Origin of the sequence: Streptomyces sp. NPDC127098 (assembly GCF_042722465.1) — a bacterium.
Classification (GTDB): domain Bacteria; phylum Actinomycetota; class Actinomycetes; order Streptomycetales; family Streptomycetaceae; genus Streptomyces; species Streptomyces millisiae.
In genome coordinates this window covers 68,726-87,105 of sequence record NZ_JBHXFJ010000018.1, presented here as the reverse complement: position 1 = coordinate 87,105, position 18,380 = coordinate 68,726, and the positions used below count along the sequence as shown (strand labels likewise).

Below are 18,380 nucleotides of genomic sequence, written 5' to 3'. Positions count from 1 at the left end.
CGGCTGAGGCGCGTGAGAATGGTCCTCGTGCACCACGAGACCGATCCCCGACTGCTGCGCGCGTTCGTCACGGTGGCCGAGGAACTGCACTTCACCCGGGCCGCCGGCCGGCTCTTCGTGGCGCAGCAGGCGCTCAGCCGGGACATCAGGCGGCTGGAACGCGAGTGGGGGACGGCCCTCTTCGACCGGAGCACCCGGCACGTCGCCCTCACCCGGGAGGGGGAGCGCCTGCTGCCGCACGCGCGCCGTGTGCTGGCGGCGTACGACGGGCTCGGCGCCGCCGTGGCGGCCGGTGGCGACCGGCCACTGGTGGTGGACGTGGCGGCGCGGGTCGCCACCGGGCAGCGGGTGCTCGACGAGGCGCGGCTGATCGCGCCCGAGCTCGAGTTCGTCGCCCGCTACCACAGCGGCCTCGCCAGGGCGGCGGCCGAGATCGCCGACGGCCGGCTCGACGTGTCGTTCGGCCGGGTGGCCGGCCTCGCCCCGGCCGTGCGGTCCTGGCTCGCGCACCGGCTGATCCGCTTCGAGCGGGTGGCCGTGCTGCTGCCGGGCGACCACCGGCTGGCCGCGCTGCCCCGGGTGCCGCTCGCCGAACTGGCGGGCGAGACGCTGTACGCGGCGGCGGGCAACGAGGAGACCACCGAGTGGACCGACTACGCCCGGAGCCTCTTCGCCGGGCGCGGCATCCATCTCGCGCCGCCGTTCCCGAAGATCGAGGGCGAGGCCGAGTTCGGCCGGGTCGTGCGCAGGCAGGGCTGGTCCGTGCTGGCCAGCACGGAGTTCGTCGGCGTACCGGGCATGGTGCTGCGACCGCTCGTCGAACCCGTGCCGCTCTCCCCGGTCTCCATGGTGTGGCGGCGCGGGCCGCACCACCCGGGGCTCGACGCGCTCACCGCGGCCGCCCGCGACCTGGGCGGCCGCGGCTCCTGGTTGGAACGCCCGGCCGGCTCCTGGCTGCCGGAGGCCGACCGCGGGCTCTACGCCTCCGCCGGGTCCTGAACGGTCAGCCAGCCCAACTCGGCCGCCCGCACCCCCGCCTGGAAGCGGTTGGTGGCGCCGAGCCGCGCCATCAGCTGCGCCACCGTCCGGCTCACCGACCGCTGGGAGACGCCGAGCCGCAGGGCGATGTCGTCGTTGGTGCGGCCGGTCGCCATGAGCAGCAGCACCTCGCGCTCGACGCCCACCGGCTCGGTGTCCGGCGCCGCCACGTCGGGCTCGACGAAGTCCCGGCCGTCCTCCCAGCACTGTTCGAAGACCTGGCACAGGAAGCTCAGCACCGAGGGGTCCCGGACGATGGCCGCGCCCGCCGCCGTGTCCAGCGGGTCGAGCGGCAGCACCACGCAGTCCCGGTCGTAGATCAGCATGCGGGACGGCAGCGTGCCGGTGCTGCGCACCGACCCGCCGGCGGTGGTCAGCCGCTCCACGTACTGCACGGTGTTGCGGTGGCGGCGGGCGCTGTGCTGGAACAGCGACCGCATGGTGATGCCGCGCGACAGCAACTCCATGTCGAGCGGCGCGGCCGCCCGGACGGCCGCGTCGGTCACGCCGCCACCCGGTTGCATGGAGTCCAACGAGGTGGTGCAGGTGCGGCCCAGGTCGTCGATCACCGCGCGGACGTTCTCTATCCCCTCGACCACCTCGATGCTGCTCTTGGCCGAGCGCATGCTGCGGGCTTCCAGGTAGTCGCCGGAGAGCGCGTGCAACTGCTCCCTGGTGGCCGCCATCGCGATCCGCTGCTGGAGGATGTCGCGCTCCAACGGGGCGAGCAGCGCCTCCGCCGCGCTCTCCGGGCTGATCGCCACCCAGCCGCCGCTCGGCGAGCGCTGCAACAGGCCGAGCTGGGAGAGCTTCTTCTCGGCCCGGCTGACCTGCTCCCGGTCGAGACCGGCCCGCGCCGCCAACTGGCTGACCAGGTCGGTGGGATGGGTGACCCGCAGCTGGTACACGCGGACGGTCGCCGCGTCGATCTCCTCCTCGTCGCCCAGCACGGCGCCGGCCTCGCCGAGCAGCGGGTCGTCGACGGCGTCGGCATCGCCGTCGCCGACGGCGTCGCCCGTCTGTGTCGTGCTCACATCCATCGTCCGCACCCCTTCCCGTCGGAGTGGTCGTGTCAGGACAGCCAGCCGTTGAGCGCGGCCCGCGCGCCCGCCTGGAACCGGCTCTCGGCGCCGAGGCGCTCCATCAGGCGGGCGACGATCCGGCTGACGGACCGGGGCGACATGCCCAACTGGTGGGCGATCGCCTCGTCCTTCTTGCCCGCCGCCATCAGCAGCAGCACCTCGCGCTCGACACCGGTCGGCACGGGGCCCGTGCGCTGCTCCTCGGCGAAGTCCAACGCCCGGTCCCAGTAGTGCTCGAAGAGCTGCTTGAGGAACTTGAGCACCGCGGGATCGCGCACCAGGGCGGCGCCGCCCGCCGTGTTCAGGGGGTCGAGCGGCAGCACCGCGCAGTCGTCGTAGATCAGCATCCGGGACGGCAACACGGCGGTGCTGCGCACCTGGCCGCCCTCGCTGGCGAGGGTGGCCGCGTAGACGGTGGTGGCACGGTGGCCGCGCGCCGAGTGCTGGAAGATCGAGCGGATCCGGATGCCACGGGAGAGGAGCTCGCGGTCCACGGCCAGCGCGGCGCGGAGGGCGTCGTCGGTCTGTGGGCCGCCGTACACCAGCGCGTCAAGGGACTTGGCGCAGGTGCGGCCCAGGTCGTCGATGACGGCGCGGATGTTGTCGATGCCCTCGACGATCTCGATGCTGCTCTTGGCCGAGCGCATGCTGCGGGCCTCGAGGTAGTCGCCGGAGAGCGCGTGCAGCCTGGCCCTGGTCGCCGCCATCGCGATGCGTCGTTGGAGAATGTCCTGTTCCATCGGCGCGAGGAGCGCGTCGGCGGCGCTCTCGGGACTGATGGCCACCCGGCCGCCGCTCGGGGACGGCCGCAACAGGCCCAACTCGGCAAGCTGGAACTCCGCGTCCTTCACTTGCTCCGGTGTAAGACCAGCACGAACGGCAATCCATTCAACGGAGTTGGTGGGGTGAGTCACGCGGAGCCGGTAAACTCGGGCGGCCGCTGCGTCTATTTTGCCGGATTCGCTCACGATCTTCTTCCTCGAACGACATCGGCCAGCCCCTTGGCGTCAACTTGACAGGCGAGATGATGCCACAGCGATTCTATCGACTTCGCCGTGAATGCTCGTGAGCATGATTGGGCCAGCATGCCACTCATGTTCGCCTATGTGGACACGGAAGAGGGATCCCGTGAAGAAGTTTGTTCTCAGCGTTCTCGCCGCCTTCGCGATCGCGGCGGTGTCCGGTGGGGTCGCCACGGCTCAGGACGCGAGTGCCGGACAGAACGAGACCCTCGGCAGCGTCTGGGGCTGATGCGCGACTCGCGGGGAGCCCGGCACCTCGGCCGGTGACGCGGTCGACCTGGAAGTGGACGTGGACGTGGACTCGAACCTCGGATCTCGTGGACTCAAGGAGGCGGCACGATGACGCCCCAGTCACCGATGGCGGTTCTGCTCAGCCCGCGCCCTGCGGTGGTCGAGGCGGCCCGCCGGGTCGGCGCCCGCACCCTGGTGTTGGCACCCGACCTGTCACGACCGGGAGTTCGGGAGGCCGTCGCCCTCGCCGACCAGGCGATCACGGTCGACTGGACCGACCACCCCCAACTGATGATGGCCATCGGCCATCTCACCAACCTTCCTGCCAGGGCTGCTGTGTTCGGCTTCACCGAGGCCAGCGCCCTGATCGCCGCCCGGGCGAACGAAGCGCTCCGCTTCCCGGGCAACCCCCATGCGGCCGTCGCGTACCTCACGGACAAGGCGGCCTTGCGCGGCAGGGTCAACCAGCTCACCGGTGCCCCCGTCCGGTTCGAGCACTGTGACCGTGCCGCGCATCTGGTGGCCGTCGCCGAGCGCGTCGGCTTCCCGTGCGTGGCCAAGCCGCGCACCGGCTCGGGCGGCCAGGACGTGCATCTGCTGCGCAGCGTGGCGGACGCGTCGGACCTGGCCGCCCAGCTGGCGGGCGAACCCGCCCTGATCGTCGAGGAGTTCCTCGACGGCCCGGAGTTCAGCGTCGAGGCGCACTCGCGGTCAGGCGAGCACACGGTCCTGGCCGTCACGAGGAAGTACGGCCCCCGCGACCTCGTGGGAGCCGACATCACGGAGTACCAGCGGACGACCGGCTACGACATGCCGGCCGATCTGGACGAGGACACGCGGGAGCGGATCCACCGACTGGTCGTCGCCACGCTCAACTCGGCGGGCCAGCGCAACGGACTCTCGCAGACCGAGGTCATCGTCACCGCCGAGGGGCCGCGGCTCATCGAGTCGCACGCCCACCCGGGGGCCACCGAGGTGCACGACCTGCTGCGGCTGGCCACCGGGACCGACCTGATCGCGCTCAGCGTCGCCAGCGCGCTCGGACTGCCGCTGCCGGAGCCCGACTTCGTCGAGCCGCGGTGTGCCGGCATCCGGTTCCTGCGGCTGCCGCCCGGCCATTTCGAGGCGGTGGAGGGGATCGCGGAGGCACGGGCGCTCGCCGGGGTGCGGGAGCTGGAGATCGCGGTTCCCGTGGGGAGTCATGTTCCGGAGGCCACCAGCCGGGTCGCCGGACATGGCTACGTCACGGCGGTCGCCGACAGCCCTCAGGAGCTGGAGGCAGTGCTGCGCAAGGCGCTCGACACGCTGCGGCCCGTGGTGCTGCCCGCTCCGGAGCCGGAACCCGGGCCGTCCGTGCTGGCCGGGGTGATGGCCCGGGAGATCCCACGTGCCGACGTGCCGCGGGACATGCTGAGGGAGGCAGTGAAGGAGGAGGAGCACACTGCGGCCTGAGCTGTTCCCCGCGCTGGTCCCGCCCCGGACCCCGGCCCCACGGACAGACCTCCTCCTGCCCCTCGGGCGCACCTACTTCGTCGTGGAACGCCGTGACGCCCTCGGCGCCGTCGAACAACGCGGCGTCGTGGGCGCGTTGGGCCTGCACGGCGTGGAGACCGGGCACGTGCTGCGGCACCAGCAGGTCGCCGAGTCGGCCGTGCGCAACCAGGTCGGGCTCCTCGAACAGACCGACGCGCCGGTCGAGCCGTTACTGCTGGCCGCGACCGATCTCGGCTCTTTCCAGCAGTGCGTGGACGAGACGGTCAAGGGGCCGCCGGTCCGCGAACTCCCCACCCCGGAGGGCGGCACCCAGCTGCTGTGGGCGTGCGACCAGGCGTGGACCGACGTGCCCCCCGCCCTGCCGCCGGTGCTGCTCGCCGACGGCCACCACCGGCTCGAGGCCGCCAGGCGGCTGCGCCGGGCCGAGCCCGGCTCGGCGGCCGGCCGGCTGCCGGCGCTGGTCGTCGACCACCGCCGCTACCCGCTGACCCTCTCCGCCACGCACCGGGCGGTGCCCGGCCTCGACCTCGGCCGCGCGGTGGCCACGGCGGCCCGGGTCGCGCGGGTCGCCGAGCTGCCGGCCGGCGCGCGGCTCGCACCGCGCAACGGCACCTTCGTGCTGACCGGTGGCGGCCGGGCGTGGGAGGTCTCCGAGGTGTCGCCGGCGACGATGGCCGGTCGGCTGCGGTTCGTGCCCCCGGAGTGGGTGGAGCTGCCGGCGGCGATCAGCGACCACGTGCTGATCCCCGCGCTCTGCGAGGACCAGGGGGTGCCGGTGGCGCCGCGCTACACCAGCGAGCCGCCGGGGCCGGAGGAGGTCGGCCTGATCCTGCCGCCGCCGACGTGGGACCAGATCTGGTCCGGCGCGGCCAGCGGGGCGGGCATGCCGCCCAAATCCACCCACCTCGGCCCTTCGCTGCCGCGGTGGCCCCTGACGTAGGTTTTTTCCCACCCGCCCTCCCGCCAGCGTGGTGGCGGCCCGCCGGTGGGCTGGGAAGGGCGGGTGGGTGGGCGAGACCCTGCCCGGCCTCACCGCGTAGCGAAGTCGCTCACCGCCCCGGGTCCGCGTTCGTGAGTGCAAGGTTTCGCACGCGTCACCTCGGGCCACAGCCGCGAAACGCGCGGTACCTACCTTCGGGCATCACGAGGATCTGTGACCGAGCACCAAGTACCGGGCGTGATGCCCGATGGAGGCGTGATGTCAGCCCCCAAGCCCGTGGCCTCCCGGCGAGGCGGACGTTGGATAGAAGAGTGGGACCCGGAGGACGAGCGGTTCTGGAGGGAGAAAGGGGAGCGGGTCGCGCGCCGCAACCTTGTCTTCTCCATCCTCTCCGAGCACATCGGCTTCTCCATCTGGACCCTGTGGTCCGTGCTGGTGCTCTTCATGGGCCCCGAGTACGGCATCGACCCGGCCGGGAAGTTCTTCCTGGTGTCGATGGCCACCCTGGTCGGCGCCGTCGCCCGGGTGCCCTACACCTTCGCCGTCGCCCGCTTCGGCGGTCGGAACTGGACCGTGGTGTCGGCCGCGATGCTGCTGCTGCCCACCGCGCTCGCGTGGGTGGTGATGGAGCCGGGGACGTCGTACACGACCTTCATGCTGGTGGCCGCCCTCACCGGCGTCGGCGGCGGCAACTTCGCGTCGTCGATGACGAACATCAACTCCTTCTACCCGCTGCGCAAGAAGGGCTGGGCCCTGGGCCTCAACGCCGGCGGCGGCAACATCGGCGTCCCGGTGATCCAGCTCGTCGGCCTGCTGGTGATCGCCACCGCCGGTGAGGGCAACCCCCGCGTGCTGCTGGCCGTCTACGCGCCGCTGATCCTCGTCGCCGCGACGCTGGCCTGGCGGTTCATGGACAACCTGGGCCCGGTGACCAACGACACCGGCGCCGCCCGGGAGTCCGTCCGCGACCGGCACACCTGGATCATGTCCTTCCTCTACATCGGGACGTTCGGCTCGTTCATCGGCTACAGCTTCGCCTTCGGTCTCGTGCTGCAGAACCAGTTCGACCGCACCCCGCTCCAGGCGGCCTCCATCACCTTCATCGGGCCGCTGCTCGGCTCGCTGATCAGGCCGGTCGGCGGCTACTGGGCCGACAGGTTCGGCGGGGCGAGGATCACCCTGTACACGTTCGCCGGCATGGCGGTCGCCACGGTCGTGGTCCTGCTGGCCTCGGCGAACGAGTCGCTGCCGGTCTTCCTCGTCGGCTTCGTCGGCCTCTTCGTGCTCAGCGGCCTGGGCAACGGCTCGACCTACAAGATGATCCCCGGCATCTACCGGGCCAAGGCGCAGGACCAGGGCCTCACCGGCGAGGCGGCGGCCGCCTACGCGCGGCGGCTGTCCGGCGCCGCGATCGGCCTGATCGGCGCGGTCGGCGCGCTCGGCGGGCTCGGGATCAACCTGGCGTTCCGGCAGTCGTTCCTCTCCACCGGGTCCGGATTCAGCGCCTTCGTCGCGTTCCTCGCCTTCTATGCCGCGTGTTTCGTGGTTACCTGGGCCGTATACCTGCGCGGCGCGAGCGCGCCCCAGGGCGTCGCCGAGGAGGGCGCGAAGAGCCCGGGCAGCGACGACCGGCAGCCCGCCTACGTCGGAGTCTGACGGGGATCCGGGTGCGGCGGGCCCCGCTGCCCGCCGTAACCCGGGGGAAATCCACCGGAACCGAGCCTGTCACGCTCCGTTGACAGGCTCGGTTCCACGCATCGGAACTCTCGGGGCGGAGCGATACGGATCGATGGAGCGGATGGCGCAGAAGGAACAGGCAGGGCGTGAGATCCGGCCACTCGACGGCTTCACCGTGGGCGTCACGGCGGCCCGCCGGGCCGAGGAGCTCGGCGCGCTGCTGCGCAGACGCGGCGCGGAGGTGCTGCACGCGCCGGCGCTGCGCATCGTGCCGCTGGCCGACGACGACGAGCTGCTGGCCGCCACCCGCGAGCTGATCGCCCACGCCCCCGACATCGTCGTGGCCACCACCGCGATCGGCTTCCGCGGCTGGGTGGAGGCGGCCGACGGCTGGGGCATGGGCGAGGAGCTGCTGCGCACGCTCGGCTCGGGCGAGCTGCTGGCCCGCGGCCCCAAGGTGCGCGGCGCCATCCGGGCGGCGGGCCTCACCGAGGCGTGGTCGCCGGCCTCCGAGTCCATGGCCGAGGTGCTGCAGCGGCTGCTCGACGAGGGCGTCGCCGACCGACGGGTCGCCCTCCAACTGCACGGCGAGCCGCTGCCCGGCTTCATCGAGGCGCTGCGCGAGGCCGGCGCCGAGGTCGTGGACGTGCCGGTGTACCGCTGGATGCCGCCCGAGGACCTCGGCCCCGTCGACCGGCTGATCGACACGGTGCTGGCCGGCGGCCTGGACGCCGTCACGTTCACCAGCGCGCCGGCCGCGGCCTCGCTGCTGCGCAGGGCCGAGAAGCGGGGGGTGCTCGAACCGCTGGTCGCCACGTTCCAGAAGCGAGTGCTGCCGGCCTGTGTCGGGCCCGTGACCGCGCTGCCTCTGCAGGCCCACGACGTGCCGACGCAGGCCCCCGAGCGCTTCCGGCTCGGTCCGCTGGTCCAGCTGCTCTGCAACGAGCTGCCGGCCCGCGCCCGCCCGCTGCCGGTCGCGGGCCGCCGGGTGGAGATCCGCGGCCACGCCGTCGTGGTCGACGGCGAGCTGCGGCCGATCGCGCCGGCCGGCATGGCGATGCTGCGGGTGCTGGCCCGCCGACCCGGCTGGGTGGTCTCCCGCGCGGAGCTGTTGCGCGCGCTGCCCGGCGCCGGGCGGGACGAGCACGCCGTGGAGACCGCCATGGCGAGGCTGCGGACGGCACTCGGCGTGCCGACCCTGATCCAGACCGTGGTCAAGCGCGGCTACCGACTCGCCCTCGATCCGGCACTCGACGGCCGCAAGTACGGCGAGTAACCGGCGGGGCCCGTCGGACGGCCCGCCCCCGGCCGTCCGACCTGTGGCACATGCCGCACGCACGGCCCCGGATGGGCGTACGGTGGAACGCCTTCCAGACCAGCGGAGCCGACAGCCGAAGAGGGGGACCGCGCCATGGACGTGCGGGAACGCGAGATCCGGGACGAGCAGCGGCACCTGGACACCGTGTACCGGCGGCTGACGGAGAAGATCCACGAGGCCGAGTTCCTGATGGCCGACGCGGCCGACCGGGTCCAGGTCGGCACCCCCGGCGCGCTCGCCGAGCGCGACGCCCAGGTCTTCCAGGCGGGGCTCCACCTCTCCCGGCTGAACAACGAGTTCGAGGACTTCCTGTTCGGCCGGATCGATCTGCTGCCGGGCAAGGACGGGGTGCGCGGCCCGGACGGCGCCTACACCTCGGTCGAGCCGGCCGACGACGCGATCGGCGAGGAGGACGGCGCGCCCGTGGCCGAGATCGCCGAGACCCTGCACATCGGGCGGCTCGGCGTGCTCGACGCCGAGTACGTGCCGCTGGTCATCGACTGGCGGGCGCCGGCCGCCGCCCCCTTCTACCGGGCCACGCCCGTCGCCCCCGGCCGGGTGGTGCGGCGCCGGGTGATCCGCAGCCGGGGCCGCCGGGTGCTGGGCGTCGAGGACGACCTGCTCCGCCCCGAGCTGCGCGCCCTGCTGGCCGGCACCGAGCTGCCGGTCGTCGGCGACGGCGCGCTGATGGCCGCCCTCGGCCGGGCCAGGGGGCGGCGGATGAGCGACATCGTCGCCTCCATCCAGGCCGAGCAGGACGAGGTGATCAGGGCACCGGTCACCGCGGTCACCGAGGTCACCGGCGGCCCCGGCACCGGCAAGACGGCGGTGGCGCTGCACCGGGCCGCCTACCTGCTCTACCAGAACCGGCGGCGGTACGCGGGCGGCATCCTGGTGGTCTCCCCGACGCCGCTGCTGGTGTCGTACACGGAGGGCGTGCTGCCGTCGCTCGGCGAGGAGGGGCAGGTCGCGATCCGGGCGCTCGGCTCGCTGATCGAGGGCGCCGAGGCCGACTCGTACGACGAGCCGGCCGTCGCGCGGATCAAGGGCTCGGCCGCCATGGCGCGGGTGCTCGCCCGCGCGGCGCGCGGTGCGGTCGACACGCCCGGCGCACCCGAGCGGCTGCGGGTGGTCGCCTTCGGCCGCCGCGTCGAGCTCGAAGGCGAGGAGCTGGCCGCGGTCCGGCAGCAGGCACTCGGCGGCACGGCTCCCGTCAACCTGCTGCGGCCCCGCGCCCGCCGGCTGCTGCTCGACGCGCTGTGGCGGAAGTCGGGCGCCCCTGAGCGCTACCAGGACCCGGGGTTCGCCGCCGAGGCCCGCGAGGCGTTCAACGACGACATCGCGGACGAGGAGGCGTTCACCGACTTCCTGGCCGCCTGGTGGCCCGAGGTCACCCCGCTCCAGGTGCTCGTGGCCATGGCCGACGAGCAGCGCCTGGCCCGCTGGGCCCGCCGGATCCTGCGCCCGCGCGAGGTGCGGCAGCTGGCGCGGTCACTGCGCCGGGTCACCCCGGCGGGCGCCGGGCTCTCGGCGCACGACGTGGCGCTCCTGGACGAGCTGCGGGTGCTGCTCGGCACCCCGACCAGACCGGCGGCGCCCCGCGAGGTCGACGTGCTCGACCAGCTCACCGGGCTCGCCGAGCTCACCACCTACGCGGAGCGGAGCGCGCCGAACGGTCGGGCCTCGGCGGCCGACCCCGACGGCGGCGAGCGCCTGGACTACGCGCACGTGATCGTCGACGAGGCGCAGGACCTCACGCCGATGCAGTGGCGGATGGTGGGCCGGCGCGGGGGCCAGGCCACCTGGACCATCGTCGGCGACCCGGCGCAGTCCTCGTGGCCGGACCCGGCCGAGGCGGCGGCGGAGCGCGACCGGGCCCTGGGACGGCGGATGCGGCGCCGCTTCGAGCTGACGGTCAACTACCGCAACCCGGCCGAGATCGCGCGGGTCGCGGACGGGGTGCTCTCCCGGGCCATGCCGGGCGCGGTGCCGCCGCGCGCGGTGCGGGAGACCGGGATCGCGCCGCGGTTCGCCACCGTCGAGTCGGCGGGGGCGCTGCGGGCCGCGGCGCGGTCCGAGGCGAGTCGGCTGCTGGCCGAGGTGCCGGGCACGGTCGGCGTGGTGGTGGCGATGCGTCGCCGCGCGGAGGTCGCGAGGTGGCTGGCCGACCTTCCGGAGGCCGGGGAGCGGCTGATGGTGCTGGGCAGCCTGGAGGCGAAGGGCCTGGAGTACGACGCCACGCTGGTGCTGGCCCCCGGCGAGATCGCCGACGAGTCGCCCGCCGGGCTCCGGGTGCTCTACGTCGCCCTCACCCGCGCCACCCAGCGCCTCACCGTGCTGGCCACGGCCGGCGACACGGCCGTCCCGGCCGGCTGAGCTGGGCGGTTGACGTGGGCGGAGTCCCGCACTTGCACGGGGCGGGGACGCGTGCGGTAGCCTGAAACTGGCGTCGGCCCGTTCCATGCCCCCGGGCCCAACCATTGTCGCTACGAGCGACCACTTGCCGCGAGGCGAGCTGGCGGGTCGGCGCCCCTACCTCTCCCCCCTCCTTCTTTCCACACCGTTTCCATGGCTGTGACGCTTTGCTGTTACGGTCATATCGGTCCCGCGCCCTGGGTTTCACCGAGGCGCGACGCTCTCGTATGGTGACAGCACTTTCGGGGGCGGTTTTCAGGAAAGCGAAGGAAGTCGGCGATGGCAACGGCGCCCAGTGTCTCGTACTCGATGACGGTCCGTCTCGAGGTCCCGGCCAGCGGTACGGCGGTCAGTCAGCTCACCACCGTCGTCGAGTCGTCGGGCGGCTCGGTGACCGGCCTGGACGTGACCGCGTCCGGCCACGAGAAGCTGCGCATCGACGTGACCATCGCGGCCAGCTCCACCGCGCACGCCGACGAGATCGTCCAGAAGCTGCGCGGCATCGAGGGCGTGGCGCTCGGGAAGGTCTCCGACCGCACCTTCCTGATGCACCTCGGCGGCAAGATCGAGATGAAGTCCAAGCACCCGATTCGCAATCGCGACGACCTCTCGATGATCTACACGCCGGGTGTGGCCCGGGTCTGCACACAGATCGCGGCCAACCCCGAGGACGCCAGGCGGCTGACCATCAAACGCAACAGCGTGGCCGTCGTCACCGACGGCTCGGCGGTGCTCGGCCTCGGCAACATCGGCCCGCACGCCGCGCTTCCGGTGATGGAGGGCAAGGCCGCCCTGTTCAAGCGGTTCGCCGGCATCGACGCCTGGCCGCTGTGCCTCGACACCCAGGACACCGACGCGATCGTGGAGATCGTCAAGGCGATCGCGCCCGGCTTCGCCGGCATCAACCTCGAGGACATCTCCGCGCCGCGCTGCTTCGAGATCGAGGCGCGGCTGCGCGAGGCCCTGGACATCCCGGTCTTCCACGACGACCAGCACGGCACCGCCATCGTGGTGCTGGCCGCGCTGACCAACGCGCTGCGCGTGGTCGGCAAGGAGCTGGGCAACGTACGGGTCGTCATGTCGGGCGCGGGCGCCGCCGGCACCGCCATCCTCAAGCTCCTCATCGAGGCCGGCGTCAAGCACGCGGTGGTGGCGGACATCCACGGCGTGGTGCATTCGGGCCGCGCCGACCTGGTGGACGCCGACGGTGACTCGCCGCTGCGCTGGATCGCGGACAACACCAACCCGGAGGGCGTCACCGGCACCCTGAAGGAGGCGATCGTCGGCGCCGACGTCTTCATCGGCGTCTCCGCGCCCGACGTGCTGGCGGCCGAGGACGTGGCGGCGATGGCGAACGACGCGATTGTGTTCGCGCTCGCGAATCCGGACCCGGAGATCGACCCGGCCATCGCCCGCCAGACGGCCGCCGTGGTGGCCACGGGGCGCTCCGACTTCCCCAACCAGATCAACAACGTTCTGGTGTTCCCAGGTGTGTTCCGCGGCCTGCTCGACGCCCAGTCGCGGACCGTCGACCTGTCGATGATGCTGGCCGCGGCCCGCGCCCTGGCCGACGTGGTCGGCGAGGAGGAGCTGAACGCCAACTACATCGTGCCCAGCGTCTTCAACGAGAAGGTCTCGGGCGCGGTGGCCGACGCGGTCCGCGAGGCGGCCCAGGGCGCCACCGGGCCCGCCAGCGCCTAGCGGTGCGGGGCCCCACCCGGCGGCGAGTCGGTTGCCCGGCCTCCACGGCCGCCCCTTAGGGTGACGGGAGAGGCGAGCCACGGGACCGTCATGACGGCGGGCGATCAGCGCTCTTCGTGTGACCCCGCGGGCGCCGGATTGGCCTTCTCGCCTCCCGTGGGGGCAGGATGCGTATCCGGGCGCGAGGGGCCCGGAAGTCAGACCCTGGTCCTGGGGCTGTCAGTGGGCCCTGGCAGCATCGGCTTCGATCTCACGCCTCATTGGCAAGATGAACACGGGAGTACGAAATATGAACCGCAGTGAGCTGGTGGCCAGTCTGGCCGACCGCGCCGGGGTGACTCGAAAGGACGCCGACGCCGTGCTGGGCGCCTTCGCCGAGACCGTCGGCGAGATCGTTGCCAAGGGGGACGAGAAGGTCACCATTCCCGGCTTCCTGACCTTCGAGCGCACCCACCGTGCCGCCCGCACCGCGCGCAACCCGCAGACCGGCGAGCCGATCCAGATCCCGGCCGGGTACAGCGTCAAGGTGTCCGCGGGCTCCAAGCTGAAGGAGGCCGCCCGGGGCAAGTGACCCCGTGGTGAACATGTTGCAGGGGTGGCCCGGCCAGGGCCACCCCTCTCGTGCTGTCAGGGCGCGTCCGCGGCTGTCGCCGAAGGCCGCGTGAGGATCACCACACCTCGCTAGGCTCTTCGCCGACCAGAAGGTCACCGCGCGCCGGCAGGCCTCTGACACACGGGGAAGAAGAGTGACGACCATCCAGATCACGCCCGAGGACGATCCCCTCGGGCAACAGCGGCGTTCCCTGCTCGACTGGTTGCGCAGGGAGCCGGGGGTGCGCGAGCACGCGGAGATCACGCTGCTCTCCGGCGCGCCCGCGGCCCGGGGCACCATGGGCGTCTCGGCGGACGTCATCCGGCTCGTCGTCGACTACGGCTTCCAACTGGCCAACCTGGGCGTGGCCATCGCCGCCTGGCGGGCCGCCTGCGCCCCGCGCGCCCGGGTGACGATCGAGCGCGACGGGCTCACCGTCACCGTCTCCACCGCCGACCCCGCCACCGCGCGCGCCCTGGTCCAGGCCCTCGGCGCGGGCGACGACGGGGAAGCGGGCCGAAACCAGGGGGAGGGGGCGTGAGCGGCGAGGGCAAGGGGCCGCCGGATCCGGCGCAGTCGGCCTGTGTGCTCATCGGCGTCCGGCGCTACAGCCGTCTCGAGCCGCTGCCCGCGGTGGCGAACAACTGCCGTGCCCTGCACTCCGCGTTCACCGACCCACGGGTCTGGGGCCTCGCGGAGGACGAGCGGTGCCGCACCGTGCTCGACCCCAGGTCGCCCGACGAACTGATCGAGCCGGTCATCAGGGCGGCGAAGCTGGCCAGGGACACCCTGGTGGTGTACTACGCGGGCCACGGCGTCATCGACCCGCACGACCTGACGCTCCATCTCACCCTGCCCGACTCCCGCCCCGACGGCCCGCACACCGCGGTCCCCTACGAGTGGCTGCGCCGCGCGATCATCGAGCACAGCAGGGCACGCCACAGGATCGTCGTCCTCGACTGCTGCTTCAGCGGCCGGGCGTTCGGCACCGGGATGTCGGACGCGGCCAGCCTGCGCACGGTGGCCAGCGTCGAGGACACCTACCTGCTGACCTCGGCCGCCGAGAACGTGCGGGCGCTCTCCGTGCCGGGCGAGCGGTTCACCGCGTTCACCGGCGAGTTGGTCGACGTGCTCACGAACGGGGTGCCGGACGGGCCCGAGTTGCTCTCCCTCGACGACGTCTACCGGCAGGTGCACGACGCGTTGCTGGCCAAGGGGCGCCCCGAGCCGCAGCGGCAGGACCGCAACCAGGCCGGCGCCCGGCCGTTCGTACGCAACCAGGCGCGCCTCCCCGCGCCCCCTCAGCCGCCGCCGTCGTTCTGGCGCCGGCGCCGCACCGGCCTGGTCGTCGCGGCCGGCACGGCGCTGGTGCTCGCGTCCGCGCTCGCCCTCCGCTGGGGGGCCGGCCCCGACCAGCAACGGGCCGGCGCCTGCTCGCCCGCGGCCACGCTGCTCGGCTACTCGGACGCGCTGGACACCACCGAGCACCGTGGCCGGGACGTGGAGGGCCTCTCGGCGCTCGCCCCGACCGAGGGCGACCGCGCCCTGGTGCTCGGCGACAACACCCCGGCGCTGCTCTACGAGGTGGCGCTCGGCGGCCCCGAACTCGAGGGCCTGGAGATCGAGAACGTCACGACGCTGGTCGACGAGGACGGCGCGCCGCACCAGGGCGAGGAGTTCGACGGCGAGGGTCTTGTCGTCGAGGACGAGACCGTGCTGGTGGCCTCCGAGTCGGACGCCGGCCCCTCGCTCACCCGCTTCCGCCTCGCGGACGGCCGGGCGGTCGCCAGCCTGCCCGTCCCGGACAACTTCCGGCCGAACGTCAACATGGAGTCCCTCACCGTCACCCCGGACGGCGGTTCGCTCTACCTGGGCCTGGAGACGCCGCTCCCAGTCGACGACACCTACCGCGGGCAGAACATGCTGCGCGTGCAGCGCTACACGGGCTCACGCGGCGGCGACTACCAACTGGCCGGCCAGTTCGGCTACCAGTCGGACTCGGGGCTCTCCCTGGTCGAGCTGGCCGCGCTCGGGGACGAGGAGTTCCTCGCCCTGGAGCGCGGCTTCGTCGCCGGCGTCGGCAACACCGTCCGCGTCTACCACGTGTCGTTCGCCGGCCTGACCGACGTGTCGGGGATCGAGTCGCTCGGCGACGCGCCCTCCGACGTCTTCCCGGTCAAGACGCTGCTCGTCGACCTCGGTGACTGCCCGGCCGCGGACGCCGTCGCCAAGCAGGAGCAGATCAACCCGCTGCTCGACAACGTGGAGAGCATGGCGCTCGGCCGGGAGGTCGTCGAAGGCGAGCACGCCGGCCGGCACCTGCTCCACCTGGTGTCCGACAACAACGGCAGCCCACGGCAGACCACGCGCTTCTACACGCTCGCCGTGCGGCTCCCCTAGACCCGGGGCCCGGGCGTCAGGCGCGCTCCACCTTGGCGCCCAGGTCCTCCAGCTTGTCGGCGAAGTTCTCGTAGCCGCGGTTGATCAGCCCGATGCCGTGCACCCGCGAGGTGCCCTGCGCGGCCAGCGCCGCGATCAGGTACGAGAAGCCGCCCCGCAGGTCGGGGATGACCAGGTCGGCGCCCTGCAGCGTGGTCGGCCCTGAGACCACCGCCGAGTGCAGGAAGTTGCGCTGGCCGAAGCGGCAGGACGCGCCGCCCAGGCACTCTCGGTAGAGCTGGATGTGCGCGCCCATCTGGTTGAGCGCGCTGGTGAAGCCGAGACGCGACTCGTAGACCGTCTCGTGCACGATGGAGAGCCCCGACGCCTGGGTGAGGGCCACCACGAGCGGCTGCTGCCAGTCCGTCTGGAAGCCCGGGTGCACGTCCGTCTCCAGCGCGATGGCGCTGAGCGGGCCGCCGGGGTGCCAGAAGCGGATGCCGGCGTCGTCCACCTCGAACTCGCCGCCGACCTTCCGGTACACGTTGAGGAAGGTCATCATCTCCCGCTGACTGGCGCCGTGCACGTAGACGCTGCCCTTGGTGGCCAGCGCCGCGCTCGCCCACGAGGCGGCCTCCAGGCGGTCGGGCAGCGCCCGGTGCGTGTAGCCGCCGAGCCGGTCGACGCCGGTGATCCGGATGGTCCGGTCGGTGTCCATCGAGATGATCGCGCCCATCTTCTGCAGCACGCAGATCAGGTCCTCGATCTCCGGCTCGACCGCCGCGTTCGACAGCTCGGTGACGCCCTCGGCCAACACCGCCGTCAGCAGCACCTGCTCGGTGGAGCCGACCGACGGGTAGGGCAGCCGGATCTTGCAGCCGCGCAGCCCCTTGGGGGCCTCCAGGTACTGGCCGTCGGCGCGCTTCTCGATCGTCGCGCCGAAGCTGCGCAACACGTCGAAGTGGAAGTCCACCGGGCGGCCGCCGATGTCGCAGCCGCCGAGGCCCGGGATGAACGCGTGGCCGAGCCGGTGCAGCAGCGGGCCGCAGAACAGGATCGGGATCCGCGACGAGCCGGCGTGCGCGTCGATGTCGGCCACGTTGGCGCTCTCCACGTGCGAGGGGTCGAGCACCAGCTCGCCCGGCTCCTCGCCGCTGCGCACGGTCACCCCGTGCAGCTGGAGCAGGCCGCGCACCACGCGCACGTCGCGGATGTCGGGCACGTTCCGCAGCCGGCTTGGCGCGCTGCCGAGCAGCGCCGCGACCATCGCCTTGGGCACGAGGTTCTTCGCCCCGCGGACCCTGATCTCCCCCTCGATCGGGGTGCCGCCGTGAACAATCAGTACGTCGTCGGTCATCGAACTCGAGATCCCTACGGGTCGGTGCGGGGGCCACCGCGTTTCGACGGCGACCGCATGGAAATGCCAGTGAGCCATGCTATGACCGCACGAGCCGCGCGCTCGCGGACGGCACTCCCCAGCGGTCATCCGATGCGGAATCATGGGTGTCATGACCGAGGCGTCCTCGCTCACCGGGCGGCTGTTGGTGGCCACCCCGGCCCTGTCCGATCCCAACTTCGACCGCTCCGTGGTCCTCCTCCTCGACCACGACCGGGAGGGGGCGCTCGGCGTGGTGCTGAACCGCCCGACACCCGTGGGCGTCTCCGAGGTGCTCGAGCCGTGGGCCTCGCTCGCCGGAGAGCCAGGCGTGGTCTTCCAGGGCGGCCCCGTGGCGCTCGACGCCGCGCTGGCCATCGCCGTGGTGCCCGGCACGGGCCCGCTGGGCTGGCGGCGGGTGCACGGCTCGATCGGCCTGGTGGACCTGGAGGCGCCGCCCGAGGTGCTGGCGGCCGAGGTGGGCAGCCTGCGGATCTTCGCCGGGTACGCCGGCTGGGGCCCCGGGCAGCTGGAGCGGGAGCTGGACGAGGGCGCCTGGTACGTCGTGGACTCCGAGCCGGGCGACGTCTCGGTGCCGGAGCCGGAGCGCCTGTGGCGGGCCGTGCTGCGCCGGCAGCGCGGCAGCCTGGCGCTGCTCGCGACATACCCGGACGACCCGTCGCTCAATTAGGCTTGTGACCCATGAGCACTCTCGAGCCCGAGCGCGGAGCGGGCACCGGCACCCTCGTCGAGCCCACCCCGCAGACGACGCACGGCGATGGCGACCACGAGCGCTACGCCCACTACGTCCAGAAGGACAAGATCATGGCGAGCGCGCTGGACGGCACCCCCGTCGTCGCGCTCTGCGGCAAGGTCTGGGTGCCGGGTCGGGACCCGAAGAAGTACCCGGTGTGCCCCACCTGCAAGGAGATCTACGAGTCGATGGGCTCGTTCGGCGGCGGCAAGGACGGCAAGGGCGGCAACGGCGGCAAGTAGCCCCGACCGCCCCCGCCGGCTCCGCGCCTCGCCGGGACCCCGGACCGCCGGCCGTGCAGGGCCGTCCGGGGCTCCGTCATGCCCCTCGCCGGGGGTCCGTCCCGGCGTCCCTTCCCGGGC

At 72.9% G+C, this 18,380-nt stretch carries 16 protein-coding genes; 13 read left to right on the top strand and 3 right to left on the bottom strand.

Features of this window, described 5'->3' with window-relative positions:
- Positions 1-18: 18 nt before the first annotated feature.
- Entirely contained in the window at positions 19-999 is a 981-nt protein-coding gene (locus ACFWI8_RS14490) for a LysR family transcriptional regulator (protein ID WP_387090379.1), read from the top strand.
- Here the strand turns inward: ACFWI8_RS14490 and ACFWI8_RS14485 are convergent.
- Entirely contained in the window at positions 978-2,072 is a 1,095-nt protein-coding gene (locus ACFWI8_RS14485; RefSeq protein WP_387090328.1) for a LuxR C-terminal-related transcriptional regulator, read from the bottom strand. The two genes, ACFWI8_RS14490 and ACFWI8_RS14485, sit on opposite strands and share 22 nt — an antisense overlap.
- A 38-nt stretch (positions 2,073-2,110) precedes the next feature.
- Positions 2,111-2,971, bottom strand: coding sequence for a LuxR C-terminal-related transcriptional regulator (locus ACFWI8_RS14480; protein WP_387090325.1), 861 nt, complete (start codon positions 2,969-2,971; stop codon positions 2,111-2,113).
- Positions 2,972-3,248: 277 nt separating this feature from the next.
- On the opposite strand from ACFWI8_RS14480, the gene ACFWI8_RS14475 reads away from it, so the two are divergent.
- The 10 genes from ACFWI8_RS14475 to ACFWI8_RS14430 all read left to right on the top strand — a co-directional run bounded on the left by ACFWI8_RS14475 (position 3,249) and on the right by ACFWI8_RS14430 (position 15,910).
- A complete protein-coding gene (locus ACFWI8_RS14475; protein ID WP_387090322.1) occupies positions 3,249-3,371 on the top strand; it encodes a hypothetical protein in 123 nt (40 codons plus the stop codon).
- Positions 3,372-3,481: 110 nt separating this feature from the next.
- Positions 3,482-4,825, top strand: coding sequence for an ATP-grasp domain-containing protein (locus tag ACFWI8_RS14470; RefSeq protein WP_387090319.1), 1,344 nt, complete (start codon positions 3,482-3,484; stop codon positions 4,823-4,825).
- A gap of 82 nt (positions 4,826-4,907) precedes the next feature.
- Positions 4,908-5,807, top strand: a complete 900-nt coding sequence (locus tag ACFWI8_RS14465) for a DUF1015 family protein (protein ID WP_387090317.1) — start codon at positions 4,908-4,910, stop codon at positions 5,805-5,807.
- A gap of 258 nt (positions 5,808-6,065) precedes the next feature.
- Complete coding sequence (locus ACFWI8_RS14460; RefSeq protein WP_387090315.1) at positions 6,066-7,463, top strand: nitrate/nitrite transporter; 1,398 nt, start codon at positions 6,066-6,068, stop codon at positions 7,461-7,463.
- 142 nt (positions 7,464-7,605) lie between these two features.
- On the top strand, positions 7,606-8,760 hold the full coding sequence (locus tag ACFWI8_RS14455; RefSeq protein ID WP_387090313.1) for a uroporphyrinogen-III synthase: 1,155 nt from the start codon (positions 7,606-7,608) through the stop codon (positions 8,758-8,760).
- Between the two features lie 135 nt (positions 8,761-8,895).
- Positions 8,896-11,178 carry a HelD family protein gene (locus ACFWI8_RS14450; RefSeq protein WP_387090310.1) on the top strand — a complete coding sequence of 761 codons (2,283 nt, stop codon included), beginning with the start codon at positions 8,896-8,898 and terminating at the stop codon, positions 11,176-11,178.
- A 318-nt stretch (positions 11,179-11,496) separates the two neighbouring features.
- Entirely contained in the window at positions 11,497-12,918 is a 1,422-nt protein-coding gene (locus tag ACFWI8_RS14445; RefSeq protein WP_387090308.1) for an NAD-dependent malic enzyme, read from the top strand.
- Positions 12,919-13,207: 289 nt separating this feature from the next.
- Complete coding sequence (locus tag ACFWI8_RS14440) at positions 13,208-13,489, top strand: HU family DNA-binding protein (RefSeq protein WP_132931688.1); 282 nt, start codon at positions 13,208-13,210, stop codon at positions 13,487-13,489.
- Between the two features lie 175 nt (positions 13,490-13,664).
- Positions 13,665-14,051 carry a hypothetical protein gene (locus ACFWI8_RS14435; RefSeq protein WP_387090305.1) on the top strand — a complete coding sequence of 129 codons (387 nt, stop codon included), beginning with the start codon at positions 13,665-13,667 and terminating at the stop codon, positions 14,049-14,051.
- The gene (locus ACFWI8_RS14430; RefSeq protein WP_387090302.1) at positions 14,048-15,910 is read left to right on the top strand and encodes an esterase-like activity of phytase family protein; all 1,863 of its coding nucleotides are present in this window, start codon (positions 14,048-14,050) and stop codon (positions 15,908-15,910) included. The genes ACFWI8_RS14435 and ACFWI8_RS14430 overlap by 4 nt, the downstream gene beginning before the upstream one ends.
- Positions 15,911-15,926: 16 nt before the next feature.
- Here the strand turns inward: ACFWI8_RS14430 and murA are convergent, their stop codons facing one another.
- Entirely contained in the window at positions 15,927-17,246 is a 1,320-nt protein-coding gene (gene murA / locus ACFWI8_RS14425) for a UDP-N-acetylglucosamine 1-carboxyvinyltransferase (RefSeq protein WP_387090299.1), read from the bottom strand.
- Positions 17,247-17,397: 151 nt separating this feature from the next.
- On the opposite strand from murA, the gene ACFWI8_RS14420 reads away from it, so the two are divergent.
- Both ACFWI8_RS14420 and ACFWI8_RS14415 read left to right on the top strand, forming a co-directional pair.
- Positions 17,398-17,955: a YqgE/AlgH family protein gene (locus ACFWI8_RS14420; RefSeq protein ID WP_165953806.1), complete on the top strand. Its 558-nt coding sequence runs from the start codon at positions 17,398-17,400 to the stop codon at positions 17,953-17,955.
- Positions 17,956-17,966: 11 nt separating this feature from the next.
- The gene (locus ACFWI8_RS14415) at positions 17,967-18,260 is read left to right on the top strand and encodes a DUF3039 domain-containing protein (protein WP_132931683.1); all 294 of its coding nucleotides are present in this window, start codon (positions 17,967-17,969) and stop codon (positions 18,258-18,260) included.
- The last annotated feature ends 120 nt before the right edge of the window (positions 18,261-18,380 follow it).

Excerpts from the sequence above, each read along its gene's own strand:
- ACFWI8_RS14490 (WP_387090379.1), top strand. The coding sequence starts at position 19 with ATGGTCCTCGTGCACCACGAGACCGATCCCCGACTGCTGCGCGCGTTC.
- ACFWI8_RS14470 (WP_387090319.1), top strand. The coding sequence starts at position 3,482 with ATGACGCCCCAGTCACCGATGGCGGTTCTGCTCAGCCCGCGCCCTGCG.
- ACFWI8_RS14460 (WP_387090315.1), top strand. The coding sequence starts at position 6,066 with ATGTCAGCCCCCAAGCCCGTGGCCTCCCGGCGAGGCGGACGTTGGATA.
- ACFWI8_RS14455 (WP_387090313.1), top strand. The coding sequence starts at position 7,606 with ATGGCGCAGAAGGAACAGGCAGGGCGTGAGATCCGGCCACTCGACGGC.
- ACFWI8_RS14450 (WP_387090310.1), top strand. The coding sequence starts at position 8,896 with ATGGACGTGCGGGAACGCGAGATCCGGGACGAGCAGCGGCACCTGGAC.
- ACFWI8_RS14445 (WP_387090308.1), top strand. The coding sequence starts at position 11,497 with ATGGCAACGGCGCCCAGTGTCTCGTACTCGATGACGGTCCGTCTCGAG.
- ACFWI8_RS14440 (WP_132931688.1), top strand. The coding sequence starts at position 13,208 with ATGAACCGCAGTGAGCTGGTGGCCAGTCTGGCCGACCGCGCCGGGGTG.
- murA (WP_387090299.1), bottom strand. The coding sequence starts at position 17,246 with ATGACCGACGACGTACTGATTGTTCACGGCGGCACCCCGATCGAGGGG.
- ACFWI8_RS14420 (WP_165953806.1), top strand. The coding sequence starts at position 17,398 with ATGACCGAGGCGTCCTCGCTCACCGGGCGGCTGTTGGTGGCCACCCCG.
- ACFWI8_RS14415 (WP_132931683.1), top strand. The coding sequence starts at position 17,967 with ATGAGCACTCTCGAGCCCGAGCGCGGAGCGGGCACCGGCACCCTCGTC.